Source organism: Clostridium gelidum, assembly GCF_019977655.1.
Lineage (GTDB): Bacteria > Bacillota > Clostridia > Clostridiales > Clostridiaceae > Clostridium > Clostridium gelidum.
The window spans coordinates 2,365,610-2,391,103 of sequence record NZ_AP024849.1; the positions used below are offsets into that span (position 1 = coordinate 2,365,610).

Annotated in this window: 23 protein-coding genes and 1 other annotated feature; of the genes, 18 read left to right on the plus strand and 5 right to left on the minus strand. The window is 28.2% G+C overall.

The window, feature by feature from the left end; all coding sequences use genetic code 11:
* Window positions 1-248: 248 nt before the first annotated feature.
* From psyc5s11_RS10425 to psyc5s11_RS10450, 6 genes are all read left to right on the plus strand, one after another.
* Complete coding sequence (locus psyc5s11_RS10425; RefSeq protein WP_224037514.1) at window positions 249-1,298, plus strand: diguanylate cyclase; 1,050 nt, start codon at window positions 249-251, stop codon at window positions 1,296-1,298.
* Window positions 1,299-1,615: 317 nt separating this feature from the next.
* Complete coding sequence (locus psyc5s11_RS10430; RefSeq protein WP_224037515.1) at window positions 1,616-3,559, plus strand: [FeFe] hydrogenase, group A; 1,944 nt, start codon at window positions 1,616-1,618, stop codon at window positions 3,557-3,559.
* 330 nt (window positions 3,560-3,889) lie between these two features.
* Window positions 3,890-4,516 (plus strand): DUF47 domain-containing protein, encoded by a 627-nt coding sequence (locus psyc5s11_RS10435; RefSeq protein ID WP_224037516.1) that lies wholly within the window; start codon window positions 3,890-3,892, stop codon window positions 4,514-4,516.
* Entirely contained in the window at window positions 4,509-5,507 is a 999-nt protein-coding gene (locus psyc5s11_RS10440) for an inorganic phosphate transporter (RefSeq protein WP_224037517.1), read from the plus strand. The genes psyc5s11_RS10435 and psyc5s11_RS10440 overlap by 8 nt, the downstream gene beginning before the upstream one ends.
* A gap of 238 nt (window positions 5,508-5,745) precedes the next feature.
* Complete coding sequence (locus psyc5s11_RS10445) at window positions 5,746-6,372, plus strand: DUF47 domain-containing protein (protein WP_224037518.1); 627 nt, start codon at window positions 5,746-5,748, stop codon at window positions 6,370-6,372.
* Window positions 6,365-7,369: an inorganic phosphate transporter gene (locus tag psyc5s11_RS10450; RefSeq protein WP_224037519.1), complete on the plus strand. Its 1,005-nt coding sequence runs from the start codon at window positions 6,365-6,367 to the stop codon at window positions 7,367-7,369. The genes psyc5s11_RS10445 and psyc5s11_RS10450 overlap by 8 nt, the downstream gene beginning before the upstream one ends.
* 290 nt (window positions 7,370-7,659) lie before the next feature.
* Here psyc5s11_RS10450 and psyc5s11_RS10455 read toward each other — a convergent pair whose 3' ends face one another.
* Window positions 7,660-8,577, minus strand: coding sequence for a cation diffusion facilitator family transporter (locus psyc5s11_RS10455; RefSeq protein WP_224037520.1), 918 nt, complete (start codon window positions 8,575-8,577; stop codon window positions 7,660-7,662).
* A 323-nt stretch (window positions 8,578-8,900) separates the two neighbouring features.
* Here psyc5s11_RS10455 and psyc5s11_RS10460 point away from each other — a divergent pair, with 323 nt between their 5' ends.
* The 7 genes from psyc5s11_RS10460 (at window position 8,901) to psyc5s11_RS10490 (ending at window position 15,332) form a co-directional block, all read left to right on the plus strand.
* On the plus strand, window positions 8,901-10,097 hold the full coding sequence (locus psyc5s11_RS10460) for an Mbeg1-like protein (RefSeq protein ID WP_224037521.1): 1,197 nt from the start codon (window positions 8,901-8,903) through the stop codon (window positions 10,095-10,097).
* A 175-nt stretch (window positions 10,098-10,272) separates the two neighbouring features.
* Complete coding sequence (locus psyc5s11_RS10465) at window positions 10,273-10,608, plus strand: winged helix-turn-helix transcriptional regulator (protein ID WP_224037522.1); 336 nt, start codon at window positions 10,273-10,275, stop codon at window positions 10,606-10,608.
* Between the two features lie 261 nt (window positions 10,609-10,869).
* A complete protein-coding gene (locus tag psyc5s11_RS10470; RefSeq protein ID WP_224037523.1) occupies window positions 10,870-11,502 on the plus strand; it encodes a flavodoxin family protein in 633 nt (210 codons plus the stop codon).
* A gap of 78 nt (window positions 11,503-11,580) precedes the next feature.
* Window positions 11,581-12,402, plus strand: coding sequence for an MBL fold metallo-hydrolase (locus psyc5s11_RS10475; RefSeq protein WP_224037524.1), 822 nt, complete (start codon window positions 11,581-11,583; stop codon window positions 12,400-12,402).
* Between the two features lie 132 nt (window positions 12,403-12,534).
* Window positions 12,535-13,380: a metallophosphoesterase gene (locus psyc5s11_RS10480; RefSeq protein ID WP_224037525.1), complete on the plus strand. Its 846-nt coding sequence runs from the start codon at window positions 12,535-12,537 to the stop codon at window positions 13,378-13,380.
* A 177-nt stretch (window positions 13,381-13,557) separates the two neighbouring features.
* On the plus strand, window positions 13,558-13,935 hold the full coding sequence (locus psyc5s11_RS10485) for a phage holin family protein (protein WP_224037526.1): 378 nt from the start codon (window positions 13,558-13,560) through the stop codon (window positions 13,933-13,935).
* 245 nt (window positions 13,936-14,180) lie between these two features.
* Entirely contained in the window at window positions 14,181-15,332 is a 1,152-nt protein-coding gene (locus tag psyc5s11_RS10490; RefSeq protein WP_224037527.1) for a methyl-accepting chemotaxis protein, read from the plus strand.
* A gap of 223 nt (window positions 15,333-15,555) precedes the next feature.
* On the opposite strand, the gene gloA2 is transcribed toward psyc5s11_RS10490, so the two are convergent.
* Both gloA2 and psyc5s11_RS10500 read right to left on the minus strand, forming a co-directional pair.
* Window positions 15,556-15,936 (minus strand): SMU1112c/YaeR family gloxylase I-like metalloprotein, encoded by a 381-nt coding sequence (gene gloA2, locus psyc5s11_RS10495; protein ID WP_224037528.1) that lies wholly within the window; start codon window positions 15,934-15,936, stop codon window positions 15,556-15,558.
* Window positions 15,937-16,037: 101 nt separating this feature from the next.
* A complete protein-coding gene (locus psyc5s11_RS10500; protein WP_224037529.1) occupies window positions 16,038-16,745 on the minus strand; it encodes a hypothetical protein in 708 nt (235 codons plus the stop codon).
* A 134-nt stretch (window positions 16,746-16,879) separates the two neighbouring features.
* Window positions 16,880-17,106 (plus strand) — a binding site (T-box leader).
* A 192-nt stretch (window positions 17,107-17,298) separates the two neighbouring features.
* Here psyc5s11_RS10500 and aspS point away from each other — a divergent pair.
* Complete coding sequence (gene aspS, locus psyc5s11_RS10505; protein ID WP_224037530.1) at window positions 17,299-18,588, plus strand: aspartate--tRNA(Asn) ligase; 1,290 nt, start codon at window positions 17,299-17,301, stop codon at window positions 18,586-18,588.
* 424 nt (window positions 18,589-19,012) lie between these two features.
* Here aspS and psyc5s11_RS10510 read toward each other — a convergent pair whose 3' ends face one another.
* Window positions 19,013-20,302, minus strand: coding sequence for a hypothetical protein (locus psyc5s11_RS10510; protein ID WP_224037531.1), 1,290 nt, complete (start codon window positions 20,300-20,302; stop codon window positions 19,013-19,015).
* Between the two features lie 66 nt (window positions 20,303-20,368).
* On the minus strand, window positions 20,369-21,664 hold the full coding sequence (locus psyc5s11_RS10515) for a DUF4179 domain-containing protein (protein WP_224037532.1): 1,296 nt from the start codon (window positions 21,662-21,664) through the stop codon (window positions 20,369-20,371).
* A 549-nt stretch (window positions 21,665-22,213) separates the two neighbouring features.
* Here psyc5s11_RS10515 and psyc5s11_RS10520 point away from each other — a divergent pair.
* From psyc5s11_RS10520 to psyc5s11_RS10535, 4 genes are all read left to right on the plus strand, one after another.
* A complete protein-coding gene (locus tag psyc5s11_RS10520) occupies window positions 22,214-23,404 on the plus strand; it encodes a MalY/PatB family protein (RefSeq protein ID WP_224037533.1) in 1,191 nt (396 codons plus the stop codon).
* Window positions 23,405-23,435: 31 nt separating this feature from the next.
* Window positions 23,436-23,942, plus strand: coding sequence for a DUF1648 domain-containing protein (locus psyc5s11_RS10525; RefSeq protein WP_224037534.1), 507 nt, complete (start codon window positions 23,436-23,438; stop codon window positions 23,940-23,942).
* A 79-nt stretch (window positions 23,943-24,021) separates the two neighbouring features.
* Complete coding sequence (locus tag psyc5s11_RS10530) at window positions 24,022-24,177, plus strand: hypothetical protein (RefSeq protein WP_224037535.1); 156 nt, start codon at window positions 24,022-24,024, stop codon at window positions 24,175-24,177.
* Between the two features lie 675 nt (window positions 24,178-24,852).
* Window positions 24,853-25,413, plus strand: coding sequence for a nitroreductase family protein (locus tag psyc5s11_RS10535; RefSeq protein ID WP_224037536.1), 561 nt, complete (start codon window positions 24,853-24,855; stop codon window positions 25,411-25,413).
* The last annotated feature ends 81 nt before the right edge of the window (window positions 25,414-25,494 follow it).

The following is a 25,494-nucleotide window of genomic DNA, read 5'->3' on the forward strand; positions in this document are numbered from 1 at the left end:
TATTAATTAACACACCTAACGCACATCTTGATAATAGAAGTACGTTAGGTTAAATTAATTAAATAAACTTTCGAATGTGATACTGAATTACATGGTAGAATAATAAAATTATCATTATACATTAGTATGCTTGTACATTTTTGTATAAAATTGTATAATATATAAATAAAAATACTTAAATGTGCGGAAGGTTTGTAAAAAATAATAGAACTATTATTTGTATATTAGTTGTAATGGGAGGCATAAAAATGAATAAGTTATATGAAAAAGCAAAGGAAAAATTATCATTGCTAGACAATATGTATGATGTTATTAGAATTATTGATCCTATTAACAAAAATATAATAAATATTAGTAACGATGAGATTACAAAACATAAAGAGAAGTGCTATGACATGATAAATAAAGGTGAAATATGTGACAATTGTATTTCGATGAGAGTTGATATTGAAAAAGATACATTTGTTAAATTAGAATACATTTCGAATAAAATAATGTTAATAGTTGCAACCCCAATAAATATACGTGGAGAAATGTATGTTGTTGAAATAATAAAAGATATATCTTCACAGAATAATAAAATAGCAAGTATTAATTATAATTTTGATGAAAAATTTAAAACTATTATTGAAAATATGAATGAGAAAATCATTACAGATGATTTAACAGGTGCTTATAATAGAAATTATATTGAAGGAAGACTACCTGTTGATATAAATAATAGTATAATAAATGAATATTTATTATCAGTAATAATGATAGAGATACATGATTTTGAAAATGTAAATGAAGAATATGGATATAAAATAGGAGTGGAAATTTTAAAAGATTTGTCTGAGCTTGTTAATCAGTTAGTCCTACAAAATTCATATTGGATTGGGAGATATTCTAATAATAAATTTATTGTTGTTTTGAATAATATAGATAGGAAAGAATCGGATAATATTTTAGCGGATATAAGAGATTTACTAGAAGATATTTCATTTGAATTTGATGACAAAATTATTAAACTAAAGGTTAGTTTTGGTATATATTGCAGTAAAAATGAAATAGTTCATATTAAAAATATTTTAAAAGAATTGGAAAAAAGTATTTATGAAGAGAAACAAAAAACACTAGATAAAAAAACAAATAAGGAAGAAAAGTTATCAATATTAAATTATAGAATTCAGGAATTAAGGAATGTTTTAAATGAAATGTGTATATCATTAGATGATAAAGCAGAGTATGAACAAACATTAAAGATAAGCCAAGAGTTAGATGAATTAATTGTAGAATATATGAAAAATGTAATATAAAATGGTTACTATAAAGCAACATGATTCCAAATAGTAAAAGGAATTATTAAAAATTCCATTATAAATATATTTAAATCACTCTAAGGAAATGCCTTGAGTGGTTTTTATAATTATGCAATTTATTATCATTTATATAATATTTAGCATAACAGATGCTGAAGAGAAAAATATAACTTTACTAAAAGTATAGTAATAAGTATAATAAATATAGTTTTATTATTATAAAATAATAGAAAATTGTATATTTTAAGTACAAATTTTAATATTTAAGCAAGATATAATATTAGAAGAGTTCTAAGATTTAAGGAGTGGATAGTATGATAGATAAAAAGACAGCTTTAATACAAAGTGCATTAGGTTCTGTATTTTCTGTTTTTAGTGAAACAGAATTAAAAGAATTAACAAATAATAAAAGAAGTATAGCTATTTGTGGGAAAGTTAATAAGCCAGGAATAATAGAAGTACCTGAAGGGGCTACTCTTAATGATATAATAGAGCTTTGTGGAGGACTTATAAATAAGAGCAACTTCAAAGCAGCACAAATTGGACTTCCTTTTGGAGGCTTTTTAACAGAAGATAGCTTAAATAAAGAATTTGATTTTGGATTATTTTATGAAAATATTGCAAGAACAATTATTATTTTATCTGCGGAAGATTGTATAATTCAGTTTGAAAAGTTTTATATTAGATATTTACTTGCAAAAATTAAAGATGGATCTTATAAAAACTACGAAATAGTTAAAGATGACATAACTGAAATGTTTAATATTTTAAATAGAATAAGCAAAGGTGTATCTAACATGCGTGAAATTTACCTTTTAAGAAATCTTGCGGTGGCAGTAAAATGTAAAATGCATCAAAAGCATAATATTATGGAAGAAATAATTGATAAGTTTTATGACGAAATTGAAGAGCATATTGAAGAGAAGAAATGCCCAACATCTCAGTGTAGCCATCTAATTAAATTAACAATTACTAAAAAGTGCATTGGATGTGGAGCATGCAAAAGAGCATGCCCTGTTGATTGTATTGAGGGGGAAGCGAAAAAACAACATAATATAGATTATAATAGATGTACTCATTGTGGAGCATGTGTATCTGCATGTCCTGTTGATGCAATATTTACAGGAGATAATACTCTTTTATTCCTTAGGAACTTAGCAACACCTGATAAGATAGTAATTACTCAAATGGCACCAGCTGTCAGAGTTGCAATAGGTGAGGCGTTTGGATTTGAACCAGGAGAAAATGTTGAAAAGAAATTAGCAGCTGGTCTTAGAAAATTAGGAGTAGATTATGTGTTTGATACTACTTGGGGAGCTGATTTGACTATAATGGAAGAGGCCGCTGAGCTTCAAGAAAGATTAGAAAAGCATTTAGCTGGAGATGAAAGTGTTAAACTTCCAATTCTTACTTCGTGCTGTCCTTCATGGATTAAATTTATAGAACAAAATTATGCGGATATGTTAGATGTTCCTTCTTCTGCAAAATCTCCAATGGAGATGTTTGGTATAGTTGCAAAAGAAATATGGGCAAAAGAAAAAGGATTATCAAGGGAAGAAGTATCTTCAGTAGCAATCATGCCGTGTATAGCAAAAAAATATGAAGCATCAAGACCAGAATTTTCTGTAGGTTTGGATTCTGACGTTAATTACGTAATTACAACAAGAGAGCTTATAAAGATATTTCAAAATTCAGGAATAGATTTAAAAGAACTTGAAGATGAAGAAATAGATTCAGTCATGGGCGAATATACTGGTGCTGGAATTATTTTCGGTAGAACAGGTGGAGTTATAGAAGCTGCTACAAGGACTGCCCTTGAGAAAATGACTGGAAATAGAATTGAGAATATAGAATTTGAAGCCCTTAGAGGATGGGATGGCTTTAGAGTTTGTGAAGTTGAAGCTGGAGACGTAAAACTAAGAATAGGAGTTGCACATGGACTTAGAGAAGCTGCAAAGATGTTGGATAAAGTAAGATCTGGTGAAGAATTCTTCCACGCTATAGAAATCATGGCTTGTGTAGGTGGATGCATCGGCGGTGGTGGACAGCCCAAAATAAAGGGAAATAAACAAGCAGTACTTCAAAAAAGAGCGGAAGGTTTAAATAATATAGATAGATCTAAGACACTTAGGAGATCAAATGAAAATCCAGAGGTTCTTGCTATTTATGAAAAGTATTTAGATCATCCATTAAGTCATAAAGCTCATGAATTACTTCATACCACATATTTTCCAAGAATTAAGAAAAACAATGATTAAAAGAATGTAACATATTCAAAGCACGCAAAATAAAATTTGCGTGCTTTTTAGTGATAATTGTATATTTCTAATATAAATTCTAAACTTATTTTTTATAGTTAGTTGTTATCTGATGGATGGAATGTTTAAGTTTGGATATAATAAAATATCCAAGGCTAAAATTTCAAATTAATAAGGAATATATTGTTAAGTTAAAGGCGGGCAATATTAAATTTAGGTTAAGTTTTGTTAAAAACAGTTTAAAATTAGTTAGAAATATAATATACTTGTACAGGATTGAAAATTTAATAAAATGTCGAAGATTTATATTTTATAGGGAGAAGTGATAAGATGTTTAACTTAAAGCCAAAAGAAGACAAATTCTATAAATTGTTTTTAGAAGCAGCAAAAAATGTGAATGAAGGGGCAAGGATTTTAAGAGGAAGTTTGGATACCTTATCAGATAAGGAAAGTAATGTAGATAAAATTGAAGAATTAGAACATGAGGGCGACAAATTAGTAACTATTGTAGTTAAAGAATTAAATGAAGCATTTATAACACCAATAGATAGGGAAGATATCTATTCAATAATTAAGAAACTTGATGATGTATTAGATTTAATTAATTCAACTATGCATAGATTTTTGATGTATGATATTAATGAAAGTACACATGAAGCTAAGCTTTTAGCCGATATGATAGTAAAGTGCACTGAACATATTTTAGACTTAATGATTGGACTTAATTCAGTAGGTAACAAAGCAAAATACATAGAAGAGAAAATTATAATTATACATGATATCGAAAGTGAAGCAGATAGTTTATTTAGAAAAACAGTATCAAATTTATTCAAAAATGAAACTAATGCTATAGAAATTATAAAATGGAAAGAAATATATCAAATTTTAGAAAATACTATTGATAATTGTGAAAAAATTGCAAATACTGTAGAGGGAGTTGTCATTAAGAATGCTTAGTACTATGACCATAACAATAATAATAGTAATTGTAGTATTATTATTTGATTTTATTAATGGATTTCATGATACAGCGACAGCAGTTGCTACTACTATTACTACTAGAGCACTTAAACCAACAACTGCAATTATAATATGTTCGATATTTAACTTTATAGGTGCATTTTCTGGAACAGCAGTTGCTAAAACCGTAGGTGAAAGCATTGTTAGTCATAACAATATACAACAATGGGTTATACTAGGTGTTTTAATTTCAGCAATAATCTGGAATATAATCACATGGTATTTTGGTATTCCAAGCAGTTCTTCTCATGCATTAATAGGAGCATTAATAGGTGGAGGAATAGCTTATAATAATAGTTTTAGTGTAGTAAACTGGAATAATCTTTTTCATGAGGTAATAATATGGATATTTATTGCACCAGTTATAGGATTTACAGTAGGATATATATTGATGATACTATTAAATTGGATTTTAAAGCCATTTAAGCTTAGGATAGTAAATAAAATATTCTTAAAATTACAAATTGTTGCGGGTGCACTTATGGCTTTAAATCATGGTAGTAATGATGCTCAAAAATCTATGGGACTAATAACCATGGCTTTATTAAGTGGTGGACTTATTACTACCTTTGAAGTTCCTACATGGGTTATTGCATGCTGTGCTTTAGCTATGGCACTTGGAACAGCATCAGGAGGAAAAAAAATTATCAAAACTATGGGAAGCGGGATGGCGAAATTAACACCAGTAAATGGATTTGCAGCTCAAACTGGTGGTGCAGCAGTAATATTTATTGCAACACTATTCCATGCTCCAGTTAGTACAACTCACATAGTATCAACAACTGTAATGGGTGTTGGAGCATCTAAAAGATTTAAATCAGTAAAATGGGGAGTAGCTAAAAATATAGTTTGGGCTTGGGTTATAACTATACCAATAACAGCATGCCTTTCAGCTTTAATTATATATATAATGAAGCTATTTGTATAACTTATTAAAAGACTATTGTTTTTCGGAACTATATAGTCTACACAGTAAATAGTATATAAATTAAGTAAATAATCTGTAGATTTTCATATATGATGAATCTGCAGGTTTTTTTATATTAAAATTAGGTTAAGTTTATTAAAAATGGTTTAATATTTGGTTAAAATAGAATATACTTTAACAGGGCTATAATATTTAATAAATATGTCGAGTGTTTATATTTTATAGGGAGATGTGATTGATGTTTTACTTAAAGCCAAAAGAGGATAAATTTTATAAGTTATTTTTAGAAGCAGCACAAAATGTAAATGAAGGGGCGATGATTTTAAGAGTAAGTTTAGACTCTTTATCAGAGAAAGAACTTAATGTTAGTAAAATCGAAGAGTTGGAACATAAAGGAGACAAATTAGTAAATATTATAACTAAAGAATTAAGTGAAGCATTTATAACTCCAATAGACAGGGAGGATATCTATTCATTAATTAAGAAAATGGACGATGTATTAGATTTAACAAATTCAACAATGCATAGATTTGTTATGTTTGATATTAATGAAAGCACGGAGGCATGTAAGCTTTTAGGTGACATGATAGTACAATGCACTACCTGTATCGTGGAATTAATGGATGAACTTAATTCAGTAGGTAATAAATCAAAGCATATAAAAGAGAAAATTACAGAAATAAATAAAATTGAAAGTGAAGCAGATTGTTTATTTAGAAAAACAGTATCAGAATTATTCAAAAATGAAACGAATCCTATAGAAATTATAAAATGGAAAGAGATATACCAAACTTTAGAAAATACTATTGATAAGTGTGAAAAAATTGCAAACACTGTAGAGGGAGTTGTCATTAAGAATGCATAGTACAATGACCATAACAATATTAATAGTTTTTTTAGTAATAATATTTGATTTTATAAATGGATTCCATGATACAGCTACAGCAGTTGCTACTTCGATTACTACAAGAGCACTTACGCCAACAACTGCTATAATAGTGTGCGCAATATTTAATTTTTTGGGCGCATTTACAGGAACAGCAGTTGCTAAAACGGTAGGTGCAGATATTGTAAATTATGCATCAGAATCTATACCTCAATGGGTGATTTTAGGGGTTTTAATTTCATCAATAGTATGGAACCTAATTACTTGGTATTTTGGTATTCCAAGTAGTTCATCCCATGCATTGATTGGAGCGTTAGTAGGTGGTGGAATAGCTTATAAATGCACATTTGACGTTGTTAATTGGTATAATCTTTTTCATAGTGTAATATTGTGGCTATTTATTTCTCCAGTTATAGGATTTATAGTAGGCTATATACTAATGCAACTATTAAACTTGATTTTAAAACCATTTAAGTATCATGTAGTAAATAAAATATTTTTGAAACTTCAGGTAATTGCAGGCGCATTTATGGCTTTTAATCATGGCGGAAATGATGCTCAAAAATCAATGGGAATAATAACAATGGCTTTACTTAGTGGTAAGGTTATTGAAAATTTTGAGGTTCCTACCTGGGTTATAGTAGTTTGTGCTTCAGCTATGGCACTCGGAACCTCTATAGGTGGGAAAAAGATTATTAAAACTATGGGAAGTGGGATGGCTAAATTAACACCAGTAAACGGATTCGCAGCTCAAACCGGTGGATCACTAGTAATATTACTGGCAACATTATTTCATGCTCCAGTTAGTACAACCCATATAATTACAACAACTATAATGGGTGTTGGAGCATCTAAAAGACTTAAATCAGTAAAATGGGGCATAGCTAAAGATATAGTTTGGGCTTGGGTTTTAACTATACCAATAACAGCAGGTCTTTCAGCATTAATTATAACTATAATCAAATTATGTATATAATTTGATGAAAGTCTCATATTTATATATATTGCAATTAACAATGTACAATTGATGCCCTTTATGGGTAGTCTGTGACCAATTTAGAATGAAATCACTACATTATTTTTTTGATAATTAATACTGAAAGTGTAGAAAACTAATTACAATATATATTTCTGAAAAATTAAGAAATCTGCAGATATTCACACAATGAAGCATCTACAGGTTTATTTTTTAATGCAAAAAAAGTTATTACTATATTAATGGTAATAACTTTTGACTATGCATATTATAGAATTTTTAATATAGCCTTAATTTATGGTATCTATTTTTAACGTGCACTGGCTTTTACATTGGAGGCAGTTACATTCTTTTTCTGAAGATTCTAAATGTATCATAACTTCAGCGTATTTTAGAGCTTCTTCTATATTTGCTTCAATTTTGTCACATATATCATGAGCTTCTTTAATTGACTTATTTTCAGGAAATACTAAATGTAGGTCTATATATTTTATTCGTCCAGATTTTCTTGTTTTAAGATCATGATAATTACAAAATACAGAAGCATATTTATTTATAGTATCTTTAATAATTTCAATCTCTCCATCCGATAATTTAACATCTAAAAGAGGATTAAAGGCAGCTTTTAATAATTCAAGAGCTTCCTTTAGTATAAATATAGCAACTAAAATTGCAACTATTGGATCTAAATAATTTAAACCAGTAACCCAAATAAGAAGTAAACCACTACCTACACCGAGTGACGTATAAACATCAGCTTTTAAGTGAAGTGCATCAGCTTCTAATGCTATTGAATCTTCTTGTTTAGCTACTTTATATATTTTTTTTGATACTACAAAGTTTACAGCAGCAGAAATGAACATAACTATAAATCCAACTCCAACAGATTCTATTTCAGAAGGATTAATAATTTTTTTGACAGCTTCAATTATTATTAAAACAGACGCTATAAAGATAAGTAGAGCTTCTATGACACCTGAAATATTTTCTACCTTACCATGTCCATAAGGGTGAGTATCGTCAGCGGGTTTATCTGATATTCTTACACAAAAAAACGCTATAATAGCTGCAAGTAAATCCATAGTAGAATGTATAGCTTCCGATATTATACTTACTGACCCAGTAAAAAGTCCAACAATCAATTTCATAATTATTAAGCTTGTGTTTGAAAGTAGCGACAATCTAGCTACCTTAACTTTAGCATTCATATAAAGGACCTCCATAATTTAACTAATTTTTTATCACTTGATAATATATAGTGGGACTTTCAGTTGGAGTGTGATAATTCAACTGAATTTAGTTTAGCGCCTATAAATCATACAAATTACTATTATAATATACCTAAATATAATAGTAAGTCAAGGGTTTTACTTAATTAGAACAAGATGTCAATTGAGAATGAATTGTAATATTATATTGTAATTATTATCTAATGAATCAAAATTTCAATGTATGGGATTTGTTAACATAGTGCACCTTTGTAATAAAGTTGAATAACCTAGTAATATAGATAGTATCTAATGGAGGTCTAATGTGTAAGCTAACTTATGAGGAGTTAATACTTTTAGATAATTTAATATACTTACAATGGGATGCTGAAAAAGATGAAGAACTTATAAATATTATAGATAGCATATTATATAATGAAGAACTTGATAATATGGTAAAGGGAAATTGTATAATAAAATTGCCTAAAAGTGAATGGGTAAATATATTAGAGCAAATTAAAAATAAACGCAATTTAAAAGAACTTAAAATTAAAAATGTATACAATTATAAAAGTGGTATGAGAGTTGCATGTTTCGTAGATGGCGAAAATAATGCAACAGTAGTCTTTAGAGGGACAGCTACAATAGAAGAATGGGATGATAATGGTAAAGGAGCTTATGAATATGATACGTTGGAGCAAAAAAACGCATTAAATTATATAAATAGTCTTGAACTTGATAATATTACTGTAACTGGGCATTCAAAGGGTGGGAATAAAGCTCAATATGTAGCAGTTTTATCTTCTAAAGTAATTAAGTGCATATCAGTTAATGGACAAGGTTTTTCCAATGAATTTATTAATAAGTACAAAGAGGAAATCTATAAAAATAAATCCAAAATTATATGCATAAACTCAAAATATGATTATGTTAATTGTTTATTTAACTCAATTGAAGGAGAATGTCATTATATACAAACAGACTTTCAAATTAATCCTTTAGATTATCACAAGTGTAATATACTTTTAGATAAAAATGGAGATTTAAGACAGAAGACAAAACAAGCAACCTTTTCAAAAATAATCAATTATTTCTCAACATCTCTTATATCAGATTTACCAGAGTACATGCAAAATCTAATTATTAATGGAATGATAAGTGCAATAGAATTAATTTTATGTAAAGGAGAAAATAAAGATAATATTCTAAAAGTTGCAGGTGAACTTATAATAATGTTCTGCTTCGAAAATTATTATAAGTATAAAGAAATTTTTAATACAAGTTATGCTGCGTTAGAAGTCTTAATTTTACCATTATTATTTTGGGAAGATTTTATATATGTAGAAGAAACTAAGTCTAAAGAGCTTCTTGATGAAGTTATAGGCGGAATAAATATATTAGGAAATGGAATGATAAAAAAACTGGAGATTATAAATAAAGATCAAATAAGTCTAATTGAGAGTGTTTCAAATGCAATAACTAACTTAACTTTTAAACTTGAAAATGAAGTGTTGCAATAAGAGTATTAATTTATAAAATATTCATAGATTATTAAAACACGGAGATTTTTGATATGTGTGAATATAAATACTATTAAAATGTAACTTATGACAATGGATAATAAATAATTTTAAATTTAATGAAATGCCTATAATAATTGGTATAATTGTTCTATAGAGTTGGAGGGATTTTATTTTGATAAAGCATAATGATAAATCGTATATATGTTATTTAGATTTAGGATTTGAAGTAATAAGAGGTAAATGGAAAGCAGTAATATTGTGTCACTTATGGGAAGGTCCAAAAAGATTTTTAGAATTACAGAGAATTACGTGTGGTGTAAGTCAAAAAGTATTAAATCAATCTTTAAAACAACTTGAAGAGGATGAGCTTATAAGTAAAAAAATATACGCAGAAATGCCTCCTAAAGTTGAATATTCATTAACTAAAAAAGGAGAGGAACTTGTACCTGCTTTAAAAATAATTGAAGAATGGTCTGAAAGAAATTTTTCAATTGTTAAAGAAGATTAAATAGATTAGAAGAACTTATATGCTACGAGGCACATTGTCCTCGCAATGAGAAACTCATAATTTCAATGGGCGCCTAAGAGCTAGCGCCAGTTGAACCAGTATTACTTACCTACAGGTAAGTAACCTTACATAAAAGTAAGTACTTGTGTGAAAAATTAGCACAGTATATACTAATAACAATTTCCACTTTAACGAATTAAGAAAATTTATTTTAGGTTATAGTAGGATAATAAAAATATAAATAAAAGTGAGGTAATATATATGAAGGTTGTTGCATTTAATGGTAGTCCTAAAAAAGAAGGGAATACATACCATGGAATAAAAATGGTTGCAGAAGAATTAGAAAAGGAAGGCATAGAAGTTGAAATTATTCATGTAGGAAATAAGGTTATAAGAGGGTGCCTTGCCTGCAATGGATGTGTAAGAAATCAAGATGAAAAATGTGTAATTAATGATGAAGTTAATGATTGGATTCAAAAAATGAAGGGAGCAGACGGAATAATATTTGGTTCTCCAGTTCATTATGCTTCTGTAGGAGCAACAATGAAGGCATTTTTAGATAGGGCAAGTTACGTTACAAGCGTAAACAAATCAATGCTAAGACATAAGATAGGAGCTTCTGTAGTTGCTGTTAGACGTTCAGGAGGTGTTCCTACTTTTGATATGTTAAATAATTATATTAATTATGCAGAAATGCTTATGCCAACTTCAAACTATTGGAATGTAATACATGGAGCAGCGCAAGGTGAAGTTGAAGGTGATGCTGAAGGGAAACAAATAATGAGAGTTTTAGGCAAAAATATGGCATGGCTTATGAAGCTAGTTGAATTTGGCAAGGGAAAAGTTCAAGAACCAGAAAAAGAAGATAAAGTTTTTACGAACTTTATTCGTTAGGCAGTAGAAAAAGTGGATAATTTAAAATAGATTTATTTTCAATAATAAAACTTATGAGAAAGTTAGAGGTGGTAGAACTTGAAAAAGGGATTGGATCTTATTAAAGATATTGATGATTGTGTTTTAGAAGATGGTAAAATAGCATTCTGGTGGCTTGGTCAGTTAGGTTATGTTATTAAGATTGGTAAAACAGTTGTTTATTTAGATGCTTTTCTATCGGAAAATGTTGACAGAAATGTTCAGCCATTATTAAAACCACAGGAAGTGGTAAATGCAGATATTATTTTAGGAACTCATGATCATGAGGATCATATAGATAGAGGAGTATGGCACCAACTTTCTATAAGTTCACCAAATGCAAAATTTGTTGTTTCAAAGTTGTTAATAAAATCTCTTTCAAGGGAATTAAATATACCAGAGGATAGGTTTATTGGTTTAGATGATGGTATGTCAATTTCAGAAGCAAATCTAAAGATAAGTGGTATTGCATCTGCTCATGAATTTTTGGACCAGGATTTAAAAACAGGAATATATCCTTATCTTGGATATATTATTGAAGGAAATGGATGTGTTTTATACCATTCTGGTGATACCTGTTTATATGAAGGCATGTATTCTAAATTAAAAAAATGGGGGAGTTTAGATATTATGTTCATTCCTATAAATGGAAGGGATGCAGCACGATATAATAGAAATTGCATAGGAAACATGACTTATCAGGAAGCCGTAGACTTAGCAGGGCATTTAAAACCAGGACTTGTTGTACCAGGACATTATGAAATGTTTTCTTTAAATAGTGAGGACCCATTATTATTTAAAGATTATCTTGAAGCAAAATATCCTGGAGTAGAGTATTGGATTGGAAATCATGGAGATAGGGTACTAGTTCGACATAAGTAACTATATTCTACATGAATATATAATAAAAAGTTATCCAAATAAATAATTTATTTGGATAACTTTTTTATTAATATTTTACCTGTTATAATTAAGAAATAATTAAAAATAGCTAGAGAGGAGAGTAATGGAAAAATGATTAAAAATCTAATAGCTATATCAAGTTTGACTTTAATGTCTACATTAATATATTTTGAGAATACTTTAATAAAGATATCTAACTATAGAATTAAAAGTGATAAAATTCCAAAAGAATTTAACAATTTTAAAATAGTTCAGTTATCAGATTTTCATAGTTATGGTTTTGAGAAAGATAATGCTAAAGTACTTAAAAAAATTAATGATGAACATCCGAATATTATTGTTATGACTGGAGATATGGTTAATAAGTATGATGAAAATTTTGAAAAATTTTTTAATTTAGCAGAAACCTTGAGTGAAAAGTATGAAATATATTATATTTTAGGAAATCATGAAATAAGATTAAGAAAAGATGATTTAAGTTTTATTATACAAAAACTTAAGGAATTTGGTATTAAGATATTGAGGGACGAAAAAATAACTATAATGAGAGAAAAAGATTACATAAATATTTATGGCATTGATATTCCTCTTTTATATTATAAAACAATAAATAAACCTTCTAATGTAGAAGAAGTAATTAGTGGAGCATTAAATAAATGCAATAAAAAAGAATATAACATTTTATTGGCACATAATCCATTATATTTTGAGGAATATTCAAAGCAGAACGTAGATTTAACTTTATCTGGTCATGTACATGGAGGAATGATAAGATTGCCTTTTATTGGAGCAATACTTTCGCCAGAAAGAAAATTGTTTCCTAAATACAGCAGTGGAATTTATGAAATAAATAATAAAAAACTTCTAGTAAATAGAGGACTTGGACATAGCAGACCAGGAATAAGATTGTTTAATAAAAGAGAAATAGTTAGTATAACTTTACTTAGTAGTAAATAGGACGTATTCAAAAAAATAATAGATTATAATGGGCGTGCTAGGTTCTCTTTTATTTCTAAGATGATTAAATAAAATGTTAGTTATATGAAATTATAAAAATTTATAATATTTTTTTATATATTGGGCAAAATGTAATTACACTCATATTAATTTATATTTGTAAGGAGGTAATTATAAATGGTACATGACAAAGAACATTCGACACGAGAAAATGATACCAGCAAAAGTATTTTTGGTTGGGTAGGAAGGTTAGTATTGACAGCTGTAATTTTAGGAATAACATCATTTTTTACACCAGGGTTTAGTATTAATGGATTATGGTCATATTTATTAGCTGCAATTGTAATAAGTGTAATAGATTATTTAGTAGAATCATTTATGGGGGTCGATGCATCACCATTTGGAAAGGGGATAAAAGGATTTGTTATTGCTGCAGTAATATTGTATTTAGCACAATTTTTAGTTCCTAATATGAGTGTATCTATATGGGGTGCTATATTAGCAGCTTTAGTTATTGGGATAGTAGATGCAGTAATGCCTGGTAGAGCAATGTAATTTTTGATTTTCAATATTGCAACAAGAAAGAGGGATGATTTTATATTATAATCATCCCTCTTTCTAGTGCCTTATGTGCTTTAGAAGGAAGATAAGATTAATTTGTAAATAATAGTAAGAATTAAAAAATTAAAAATATTTAGTAAATGTTAAGTGTTTTTTGTTATAATTAGATAAACATAAAAAATAAAATTTTCCGAATAGTTAATTTATGTCCAAATTTGGTATAAAAGGGGAGATGTAAAATGTTTAACATAAAACACGTAGATATTTTAAAAGCAGTTGCTCAATTAGAAGTTGAGCTAATTTCAGGTGGTATAATGTTTTTATTTATTGAAAATCGCACAATTAAATGGAAAGTAGCTTCAAGAAAATTTGATATGGATATATTTAAGGAAGGGGCTAATGTGGCAGAAAGTGCTATTGCAGTAAAAGCAATGAAGGAATGCAAAGTTCTAACTGAAGAAGTGCCAAGAGAAAAATATGGGAAAAGATTGATTACTGTTGCAGTACCACTTGTTGATGATTCTAATATACCAGTCGGAGCATTTTCAATAGTATTACCAAGACTTCATCCAGTAGCTGAAAGTTTTCCGAATTTTGCACCTATAGTGGCAGAATTATTTCCAGAAGGAGCATTCTTATATATGTCTGATTTAAATAAAATAGCATACATACAATCTTCTCAAAAGTTTGCTTTGCCAAATATGTATGAAGGATATGAGTTAAAGGAAACAGATATGGCCTATAAGACTATACATTCTGGACAAGCACAATCAATGGAAATAGGAGAAGAACGTTATGGTGTTCCTGTTTACATAGCTAATTATCCTTTGTATGATGAAGATACGGGTAAGAATATAGTGGCAACTCTTGGTGTTGTTGTGCCTAAGAGCGCTTCTAATAAATTGAAGGCTATAACTGGAACTTTATCAACTAGTTTAGAAGGAATATCTGCTACAGTTGAACAGTTAGCAGCAAGTGCAATGAAAATACATGAAAGTGAGCGGAATTTATATGACCATGTAAATTCTGTTGGTGAAACTTTAGAAAAAATAAATAGTATTACTGAATTTATTTCTTCAGTAGCAAATCAATCAAATATGCTTGGACTTAATGCTGCAATAGAAGCATCACGTGCAGGAGAAATGGGAAAAGGCTTTTCAGTTGTAGCTAATGAAATTAGAAAGTTAGCCTATCAGTCAAAAGAGACGGTACCTCAGATAAAAGTATTAACTGATGAGATAAAGTATAAAATAGATGAAGTTAATAAGGAAAGTCGTGAATCTTTAACAGCAAGTGAAGAGCAAGCGGCTGCAACACAAGAAATTTCTGCGAGTATTCAAGAGTTATCAGCTATAACAAATCAGTTAGATAATATGGCAAAAGATTTATAGACTACATAGTAAAAGGGTAGAAGGTGTTATTAAATCTTCATCTTGCTTTTCTATCGAAAATTAGACACTAGATAAAATTTCAATATACATTTAAGACCTCTATAGAAATATAGAGGTCTTAAATGTATGAAAAATAATAGCTGTAAGAATAGGTAATAGATTACCAAAGGTGATTAGCAAGCAAAGTGTAGTCCATATGAGACCATTAAATGTATAATTTACATTATTCGTGCAATTCTAAAGGTAAACCATCTGGATCTTTGAAGAAAGTGAATTTTTTGTTTGTGTATTCATCTATTCTAATTGGTTCTGCTTTAATTCCTTTTGAATTTAATTCAGCTATAACATCTTCAATATTATTTACGCGAAAAGCAAGATGTCTTAAGCCACATGCTTCAGGTCTACTAAGTCTTTTAGGACATTCATTCATAGAAAAAAGCTCGATTTCACTATCGCCTATTTTCAAATCTAATTTATAAGAATTTCTTTCTTTTCTGTAGTTTTCACGTATAATTTCAAATCCTAATATATTCACATAAAAATTTTTAGAGATTTCATAATTTGAAACGATAATAGCAATGTGGTGTATTGAATTTAATTTCATAATAACCTCCTTTAGATATAGGGATACTTTTTATGTTGATATTAATAAAACTGCCTTAAAATATTATATATCATTTCAAGACAGTTAGAATAAAAATTTTATTAATTAGTAATTACGCCATTTGTAGTAGTTTTATTTTGCAATTTATCAAATCTATTCATAACTTCAGTCATTGTATCTTTGCAGATTTGTGGTAAATCACTGTCTGTTGCATTTTTAAAAGTTAAGCCAGCTCCTGCAAAACCTTTTTCTACAGCATCTCTCATTTGTTGTAACTTATTGGGATCATCTCCAGCTATAGCTGTTGCCATAGTCATAATACGATCAGCTACTGCATTTACAGAGTAAGCTCCACCATCTTCAATTGCTTTTTGTGCACCCTCAGGAGTTGTTTCGATTTTTGGATAAGCCTTTTCTAAAGAACCAAATATTTTAGTAAGTAAATCATTAGATTCTTGTGAAATTTCATTATTTCCATTTTCAGCTGATTTTCCAAGCAACTTATTTTGATTATTTATTGTATCACTTATGAACTTTTTTATAAGATTTACTTTTATATTTTCTTGTTCTTCCTTTAACCCTTTAACTTCTTCTGTAGTAAGTTTATTTTTTTCTGGTTTGTAGGTTAAAGCTGTTGTATCTTCTTCTGTGGATTTAACAAATGTATCAGTTCCTAAAGCTTGCGTTATTTCTGGACTTTTTTCTGTAGCAGCATTTATATTATTCTTGTTGTCTACCTTTTGGGTATCATTTGCAGTCTTATAATTTATAGTATTAATTCCTTTATCGGCAGTAATATTCATAACCATAAACAATCACTCCTTTTCATTATTATTTTATTACTTAATTTTCGTTCTATTTTCAGTATGCTTAATGTATTGCAAAAAAATATTCTTATTGACAATTATTTTTATAAAGAGTAATATATAGAAAAAGTAAAAACTGAAATTCTTTGAAGGGAAGAGTAGATATTATATTAGTATCTTAAGCGAGTAGAGGGTGGTGGAAGCTCTATGAGAAAGTTTGTATTGAAGACATCCCAGAGAAGCTTATCTGAAATGATTTAGTAGGATAAGCCGGACCCCTCCGTTAAAAGGTTAAAGATGACTTAGTTTATTAAATTTTGTCAAAGTAGAATGGCACCGTGAAATTATAGCTTTCACTTCTATATAATGAAGTGGAAGCTTTTTTGTATTAAAATAAAATGAACCCATTTTATTTTAGGGGTTCATATCTGCAAATTTGATAAGATAATATAATAAGTAAAAAAGGGTGGTACCGCGAAAAGATTTTTGCCCCTTGAGTTTAGCTAACTCAAGGGGTTTTGTTGTATTAAAAAATATGTCTGAAGGAGAATTTAAAATGAAAAGAATAATGGTAAATGAATTAAGTAATCATATAAATGAAAAAGCACAAATTAAAGGATGGGTACATCGTATAAGAAAATTAAAATCTATAACCTTTATCATATTAAGAGATAGAACCGGCTTAGTGCAATGTGTTGTAAATAATGAAGAAATAAATGCTGGTGAAATCAAATTAGAATCAGTAGTATACATTATTGGAACTGTTCTAGAGAGTAAAAATAACTTAAATCCATTTGAAGTATCAGTTGAAAAAATTAATATTATTAACAGTTCTCTAGAAGAATTACCTATTGAAATAAATAAGGAAAATTTAGAAGTTAATTTAGATACTATGCTCAATAATAGAATGTTAAGTTTAAGGCATGAAAAAGTAAATTCAATATTTAAAATACAAAATATTATAGTTGAAGGTTTTAGAGAATTTTTAAACCAAGAGAATTTTACTGAAATATCTACTCCTAAGCTTGTAGAAGGTGGTGCAGAAGGAGGAACAGAAGTTTTTAAAGTTCAATACTTTGAAAAGCAAGCATATTTAGCACAAAGTCCTCAATTTTATAAGCAAATGATGGTTGGAGCAGGTTTTGAAAGAGTTTATGAAGTTGGGCATGTGTATAGAGCAGAAGAACATAATACTAATAGACATTTAAATGAGTATATTAGTATGGATTTAGAAATAGGATTTATTGAAGGTGTAGAGGAAATAATGAGTTTAGAAGAAAAATTATTAAAATATATATTAAAAAAAGTTACAGAAGAAGGTGAAAATTATTTAGACATTTTAAAAGCAGAAGTTCCAAGTATTAAAAACAAAATTCCAAGGATAAAATTTAGTGAAGCTATAGAAATATTGAAAAAAGAATATAACAAAACAGGATTAGATGGAGATATGGATCCAGAAGGTGAAAAATTAATTTATAAATATGCAAAAGAAAAATTAGGCTGTGACTTTATATTCTTAACTCATTATCCAAGGAAAAAGAGACCAATGTATACAATGCCTTGTGGAAATGAGGAAACTCATAGTTTTGACTTATTATTTAGAGGGATTGAGATTACAACTGGTGGACAAAGAATCCATGAATATAGTATGCTAATAGAAAATATGAGATACAAAGGATTAAATCCTGAAAATTACGAAAGTTATACTTCAAACTTTAAGTATGGAATGCCACCACATGGAGGTTTAGCAATAGGCCTTGAAAGAATAACTTTCAAACTTTTAGGATTTGAAAATGTCAGAGAGGCAAGCTTAATTCCAAGAGATAGAACGAGGTTAATGCCGTAAATTAAAAAGTAAGATCCTATTTTCCATTCAGAGATGTAACTTATATACTTAAGATAGATGAATTAATAAAGGATGGTCTTTATATACCTAATATTTCATTAAAAGAAGGTTTAAGTAGGGCATATAAATGGTATATAGAAGAAATTCCGAATGTTATCTATGATTTAAAAATGGATAAGGTTGATGAGTTGATTATGCCTTAAGCTTTATTGATAGAATATTTTTGATTTCTAGTACAGATATTAACTTGAAGTTTAGCTAATGTATATATATTAGAATTAATATGAACAACAACTAAATTTAAGTAGATCTCAATATTAGAAAGGGCGGGGACTCTAAATGCAACCGAAACAACAGAGTCCCCGCCCTTTCAGCAGGTTATAACTTAAATCTAGTTTTCATGGTACTTATTTTGGTTGATACACTATTTAGAGATTTGAATTTCAGTTCCTAGTTTAAATTTATCTATTTGTTTTATTATAGTATCACAAGTTAATTGCATAGTTTTATCTTTGTCTACACCAGTAAATTCTATAATGTATCCAAGAGACTCCTTTGGATCCTTGGATAAGGTGATGCGTGAATTTCCAGAATAATAATTATTATAAGTTTTACTTTCGTCAGATTTATAGCGTATGTTTGTATTGCTTGCCATTAATAAACTTTCTTTTTCTGTAGCACCTTTGCAATAAACTTTTATAACATCATTATTTCTTTCAATATTATATATTTCCCCTTTAGTTCCATCAGAAAAGTCAAGAGCTTTATTGTAATATACATTATTTAATATGTCTTTATTTATAGTATCATCAATAGAATTTTTTTGGTTTTTATAGGTTTCTTTATAATAATTTTCTAATTCGTTGCTGTTCATAGTACATATAATTGGTATCATACTTATATTACTTTGATCTTTTATCTTTTCATAATTTGCTGCTTCAGCTTCATAACCTCCAAGGGTTACTTTATTATCTTTTCCATTTCCAGATACATTAGATGAATAAGAGCCAGATGGTCTTAATAGATACATTTTATCTCCAGTTTTTAGTATAAGATTAGGGTGCTCTGATAAACTATAATTTCTATCTGAAGAATCTTTTTCTGGCTTACTATAAGTAATGTGTGTGCCTAGAAGATCTGATTCTAATTTATTTATTGTAAAATTACAATCTGGAACATTAATGGATAAGTCTTTTTCGATAGAATCTTTAAAGGCTTCTGAAAAATCCATGTTTTCATCTATTCCTAAGTTAATTTTATACGTAGGAATTACTAAGTCTATTCGTAAAGGACCTTTTTTAGGTAATTCTCCTTTATTAATAGTTCTTGTAATTGATATTACAAGGGTTTTATCATCTGTATAGTTAGATGATGTACTCTCGCCATTTAACTTATTGTCTCCATATGATAAAAGAACCTGTGCATTAGGTCTTTTAGTTTTATCAAAGGAGTTTTCATTTTTAATTATTATAGTTGCTCTTAATTTGTGTTTTGAGGCAATAATCTTGTTTACAGATATTTTTAATCCATTTTGTTCAATATTCTTATCTTTATTTGCAATATTAGTTTGATCGTTTGTTAAATTATCACTTGAACTATAGGAAGAGGTAACTTGTACATTATCATCTGCAAAAGCTGGAATTTGAATAATTCCACCAATTAATGCAACTCCTAATATAGAACTTAGCAATCTATTAATTTTTTTATTTATCATAAAATTTCCTCGCTTTTATAATTATATTTTTTTGAATGTGCCTTAAACCTAAGTGAAATCTAAATGTTAATTTAATAGTTTAATTTCATCACCTAATTTATACATATTAACTTGTTTTATCATAGGGTCAAGGTATAGGTTAGTTGATTTATCCTTTTGGACATTATAAAATTCCACAATATAGCCCAAAGAGTCTTTTGGATCTTTATAAATACAGATAGCCTGATTGTTATAAAAAGTGTTGTTTTTTTGTCCTTTGACATATTCGTAATTAAGATTAAGATTGCTTGCCATTAATAAACTTTCTATTTCAGATTGACCTTTGCAAGCAACCTTTATGCTATTGTCATTTCTTTCAATATTATACAATTCTCCCTTTGATCCATCTGAAAAACTAAAGTTTTTCTCATAACTTATGTTGTTTAAAATATCTTTAGTAGTATTTTGTTTACTGATATCATCATGAATATTAAGGTCGTCTAAGTCATTTATTGATATATTAGAAAAAATAGGTACTATACTTATATTTTTTTCATTCTTAATAATATCATAGGTTGGTAAAGTTGAAACGTAGTTACCCATTATTTTTTTATCATCACCTGAATAGTTTCCGTTAGAATCTGTTTGATACATTTTATCTCCAACTTTTAATAGAATTTTTGAATTCCATAAAGTATCATTATTATCTATATCATCATATTCATCATGTTTAGGTTTAGTATAAGATATTGTTGTGCCCATAACATCAGATTCTAAGGAATTTAAAGCATAATCAAATTGTGGTATTTTAGCAGAAATATTTTTTGTATAATAATTTTCAAAAGAGCTTGAAAAGTCTACAGGTATGTCCATTCCTATATTAACTTTGTAATTTGAAAGGGCTACATCAACTCTCATAGCTCCTTTTTCAGGATATTCCCCTCGATAATTTTCTTTCTCTAAAGTTAGAAGCATAGTTTTATCATCTAAAAGCTGAGCGTGGGAGCTACTTCCAAAGCTAGAATCATTATCACCGTAAGTTACTGCAAAAATTGAGTTATTGTGGTTAAAATCTTCTAATGCTTTGTCACCTTCAATTTTAAGTGTTACTTTTAATTTATGTTTTGTAGCAATTGCTTTATCAACAGTCACCTTAATCCCATTTTCAGTTACGCTTTTGTTTGTGTTTATAGAATAATCTTTAGGTTGCACAGAAGCAGTATTGTCAGTATAAGTAACACTAGCTTGTGTAGTAGTAGTAGTAGTAGTAGTAGTAGTAGTATCAGCAGCAAAAACTGGCAATTCCACTACACCAGTAGCTAAAATAAAGCCCATAAGTCCTAAAACTGGGCCCAAGGCTTTACTTAATTTTTTATTGATCATTAATTATCCCCTCTTCCGTAATTTGTGTTTATTTACTTTTTAAATATATATAACCTTATAATGGTATTGTACACCAGTTTATTTATGAATGCATCTTAAATCTGCCATAATTTTTATAGGATAATAATTATGATATATTTAGTAATTTAGTAACTTTTTTGGTTTAAGAAAGAATACTTTCTATAAGTAAAAAAAATCCTAATAAGGATTTTCAAGAAATGAGAAATTTATATTCTCTTTACTTAAAAGATGATGTGATTTCACTTTCAAAAAGGTATTTATTATACCCTTATTATTGGATGAATTATCAGCTCCTAAGTATAAAAGATGATATCTAAATGCTTGCAACAACCTTTTAGATATATCTTATAAAACACATAAAAATTGAAAATGCTAAAATAAATCAGAAAGGTTTCATTAAAATAAAGGAGAGTTTGATTAATTAGGAGTCATGTAATACAATGAAATATAATTGGAAAAACAATTTTTAAATATATACAGTAGATACGTATAATATGTCTAACGCATAGTAAACTTGGAGGGATTTTAATGAAGTATGATTTTGAAACATTAGTAACAAGAAGAAATGTGGGTTCCAGTAAGTGGAATTTAATGCAAAAGCTTAATGGGGATGTTAGTGATGATATAGTTCCATTTTCTGTTGCTGATATGGAATTTAAAATGCCACCACAAATTGTAGAGGGCCTAAAAAAATATATTGATGATAGCATTTTTGGATATACTGAAGCTACAGAAGAATATTATAAAGCGGTATGTAATTGGATGGAAAGAAGACATGATTGGAAGATAAAAAAAGAATGGATCACAGAATTTTCAGGTGTAGTTCCAGCATTACATATAATTATAAGAGCCCTTACAGAAAAAGAAGATAGCGTACTTCTTATGACTCCGGTATATTATCCATTTTATACAGTTATCAAGTTAAATAACAGAAGAGTAATAAAAAATGAATTAGTATTTTGCAGCGATCATTATGAAATTAATTTTGAAGATTTTGAAGAAAAAGCAAAATTAGAAAGTACAAAATTACTGATTTTATGTAATCCTCATAATCCTGTTGGCCGTGTTTGGAGTGAAGAGGAGCTAAAGAAAATAGGTAGAATATGTATAGATAATAATGTTCTTATAGTATCTGATGAAATTCACTTTGATTTAATAATGCCAGGATACAAACATACAGTATTTGCAAATATTTCTGAAGAATTTGCAGGGTCTTCTGTTATTTGCACAGCACCAAGTAAAACCTTCAATTTGGCAGGACTTCAAGCCTCCAATATAATTACATCGAATAAAAAGATTAGGGATAAAATTGTAACAGAGCGTAGAGCATCCATTGGAAATTCAGGATTAAATATTTTTGGATATAAGGCCTGTGAAATTGCTTATAATGAATGCGAAGATTGGCTTGATGAATTAATACAAGTTTTATCTGAAAATAAAAAACTTGTAGAAGATTTTATGAAAACAAATATTGCAGAAATTAAAGTTATAGATTTAGAAGGCACATATCTTCAATGGTTAGATTTTAGGACTCTAGAAGAAGATCATAAAGTATTAGAAAAATTTATGCATACAGAAGCACAATTTTTCTTAGATGAGGGGTATATATTTGGGGATGAAGGACAAGGATTTGAAAGAATTAATTTAGCATGTCCTAAGGATGTATTAAAAGAAGCCTTGGATAGATTATTAGAGGCTGTAAAAAGATGCTATAAGTAAAATTATAATTAGTGACTGTGAGGAGATTACTTTGAATAATGAAAAAAGACCAAAATTAAAAATCTCATTTAGCTGGAAGGAAAAACTGATAGTTTTAATATCGACACTGTCCGTAATATCTATGTGGTTGTATTTATGGATTATGTGGAATGAAATTCCGAATATTGTTCCAACCCATTTTGGATTTTCAGGTGTTCCTGATAATTTCGGAAATAAAAACAGTTTGTTTTTAATACCAATAATAGCTTCAATATTACATTTAACTCTTGCATTATTAAGTAAAATACCACATTCCTTTAATTATCCAGTTAATGTTACTGATAAAAATGCAGAAGCTTTATATAAAATAGGAAAACAAACAATGCTTTTATTAGATATTGATATATCATTGCTATTTGCTATATTATTATGTAAAAGCATACAGACCGCAATTGGAAATGAAAGTGGACTAGGAATAGTGATAGTACCTATATTTATGGTTATTATATTTGGAACTGTAATATATGAAACTATAAGAATGAAGAGATTTAAGTCATAATTAAAAAGAACAAGTCAGCATGCTTAATAATTAAAATGGTATATCTATAGATGATGTATATACAACATTAAAGATTATATTGAAGGATGATAATACTTTATTTGATGATTTAATAAAAAGTTTAGAAAATAATAAAGAAGTTCAAATTTCTGAAGAAAAGAGACTTGATGTAGTAATAACTTATAATGAAATGAAATATATAGATGATAAAAATTTATGGACAATTGTACTATAAAAATATATATGAAGAAAACTATATAAATAGTTAACTAGGTAAAAATGAAACTATATAACTATAAAAAAATATATATATGTATATATTAAGCTATAAAAATATATACATATATAAATATTTATTGGAATAATGCGGGGTGAGGTATAGTTGTACCTTATTATTATAGAAAAAATATCCATGTTTATAGGGGTTAAGAATATATAGATACTAAAATAGATTATTGACAAAAATTATACTATAATATATTATTTTAATTAAATTAATATATTAAAAGCAATGAAAAAGAGGAGTAAAAACCTAAAAGCATTATAGGAAACTCACTCAAACGAGTTGAGGAGTACAGTTCTTTTATCTAAATCATAGATGCGAAGAACTAGTAAGAGAGAGGGAATAGCTGAAACCCCTTATGCTGAAAGTTTTGAAGGTAGCTTTTGAGCTTCTTTAGTGAAATTAATAGTAACTAAAGACGGTTTGTCTAAATCGTTATTTAAATTAAGAGTCTATTAAAGCAAAACATATAATTATGATTGTGCTTATGTGGAAATAAAGGTGGTACCGCGAGTCTTCGTCCTTTTTGTGATGAAGGCTTTTTTTGCGTTGAGAATCCAAAATTTATAAAAGAAAATTTTATAATATAAAAAGTACGATTAATCATACTTGAGGGGAGCATTAAAAATGGAAATTTTAGAATGTATTAATAGCAAAAGAAGTATTAGAGTATATGCAGATGAAATAATACCTGAAGAAGTTCTAACTAATCTAATTGAACTTGGTACAAAAGTATCAACTGGTTCAGGTCTTGAACCATGGGGATTTGTGATTATTCAAGATAAAAATGAAATAGATTCCTTATCTGAAATGACAAAGCAATATTTATTAGATAATTTTGAAAAATATCCCTATTTACAGCAATATAAAGATTGGTTAAAGAACTCACAATATAGTATTTTCAATCATGCAAGTACATTGCTGATTATTTATGGAAATGTAGAATCTCATTGGCATGTTTATGATTGCAGTCTTGTAGCAGGAAATATCATGTTGGCCGCTCATAGTATGGGAATTGGAACTTGTTGGATTGGATTTGCAGAGTATACTTTAAATACAAAGGAATTCAAAGAAAAATATGGTGTGCCAGAACAATATGAATTGGTTTGTCCTATGAGTATTGGATATATGAAAACTAAACTAACACCACCAAAAAGAAAAAAACCAATAATATTTAATAAAAAATAAAATATTAAATATTGTTGTACAGTCTTCATAAAATATGTACTAAATTGTAATTAGAAATACTAAATCATAGACTACATTGTT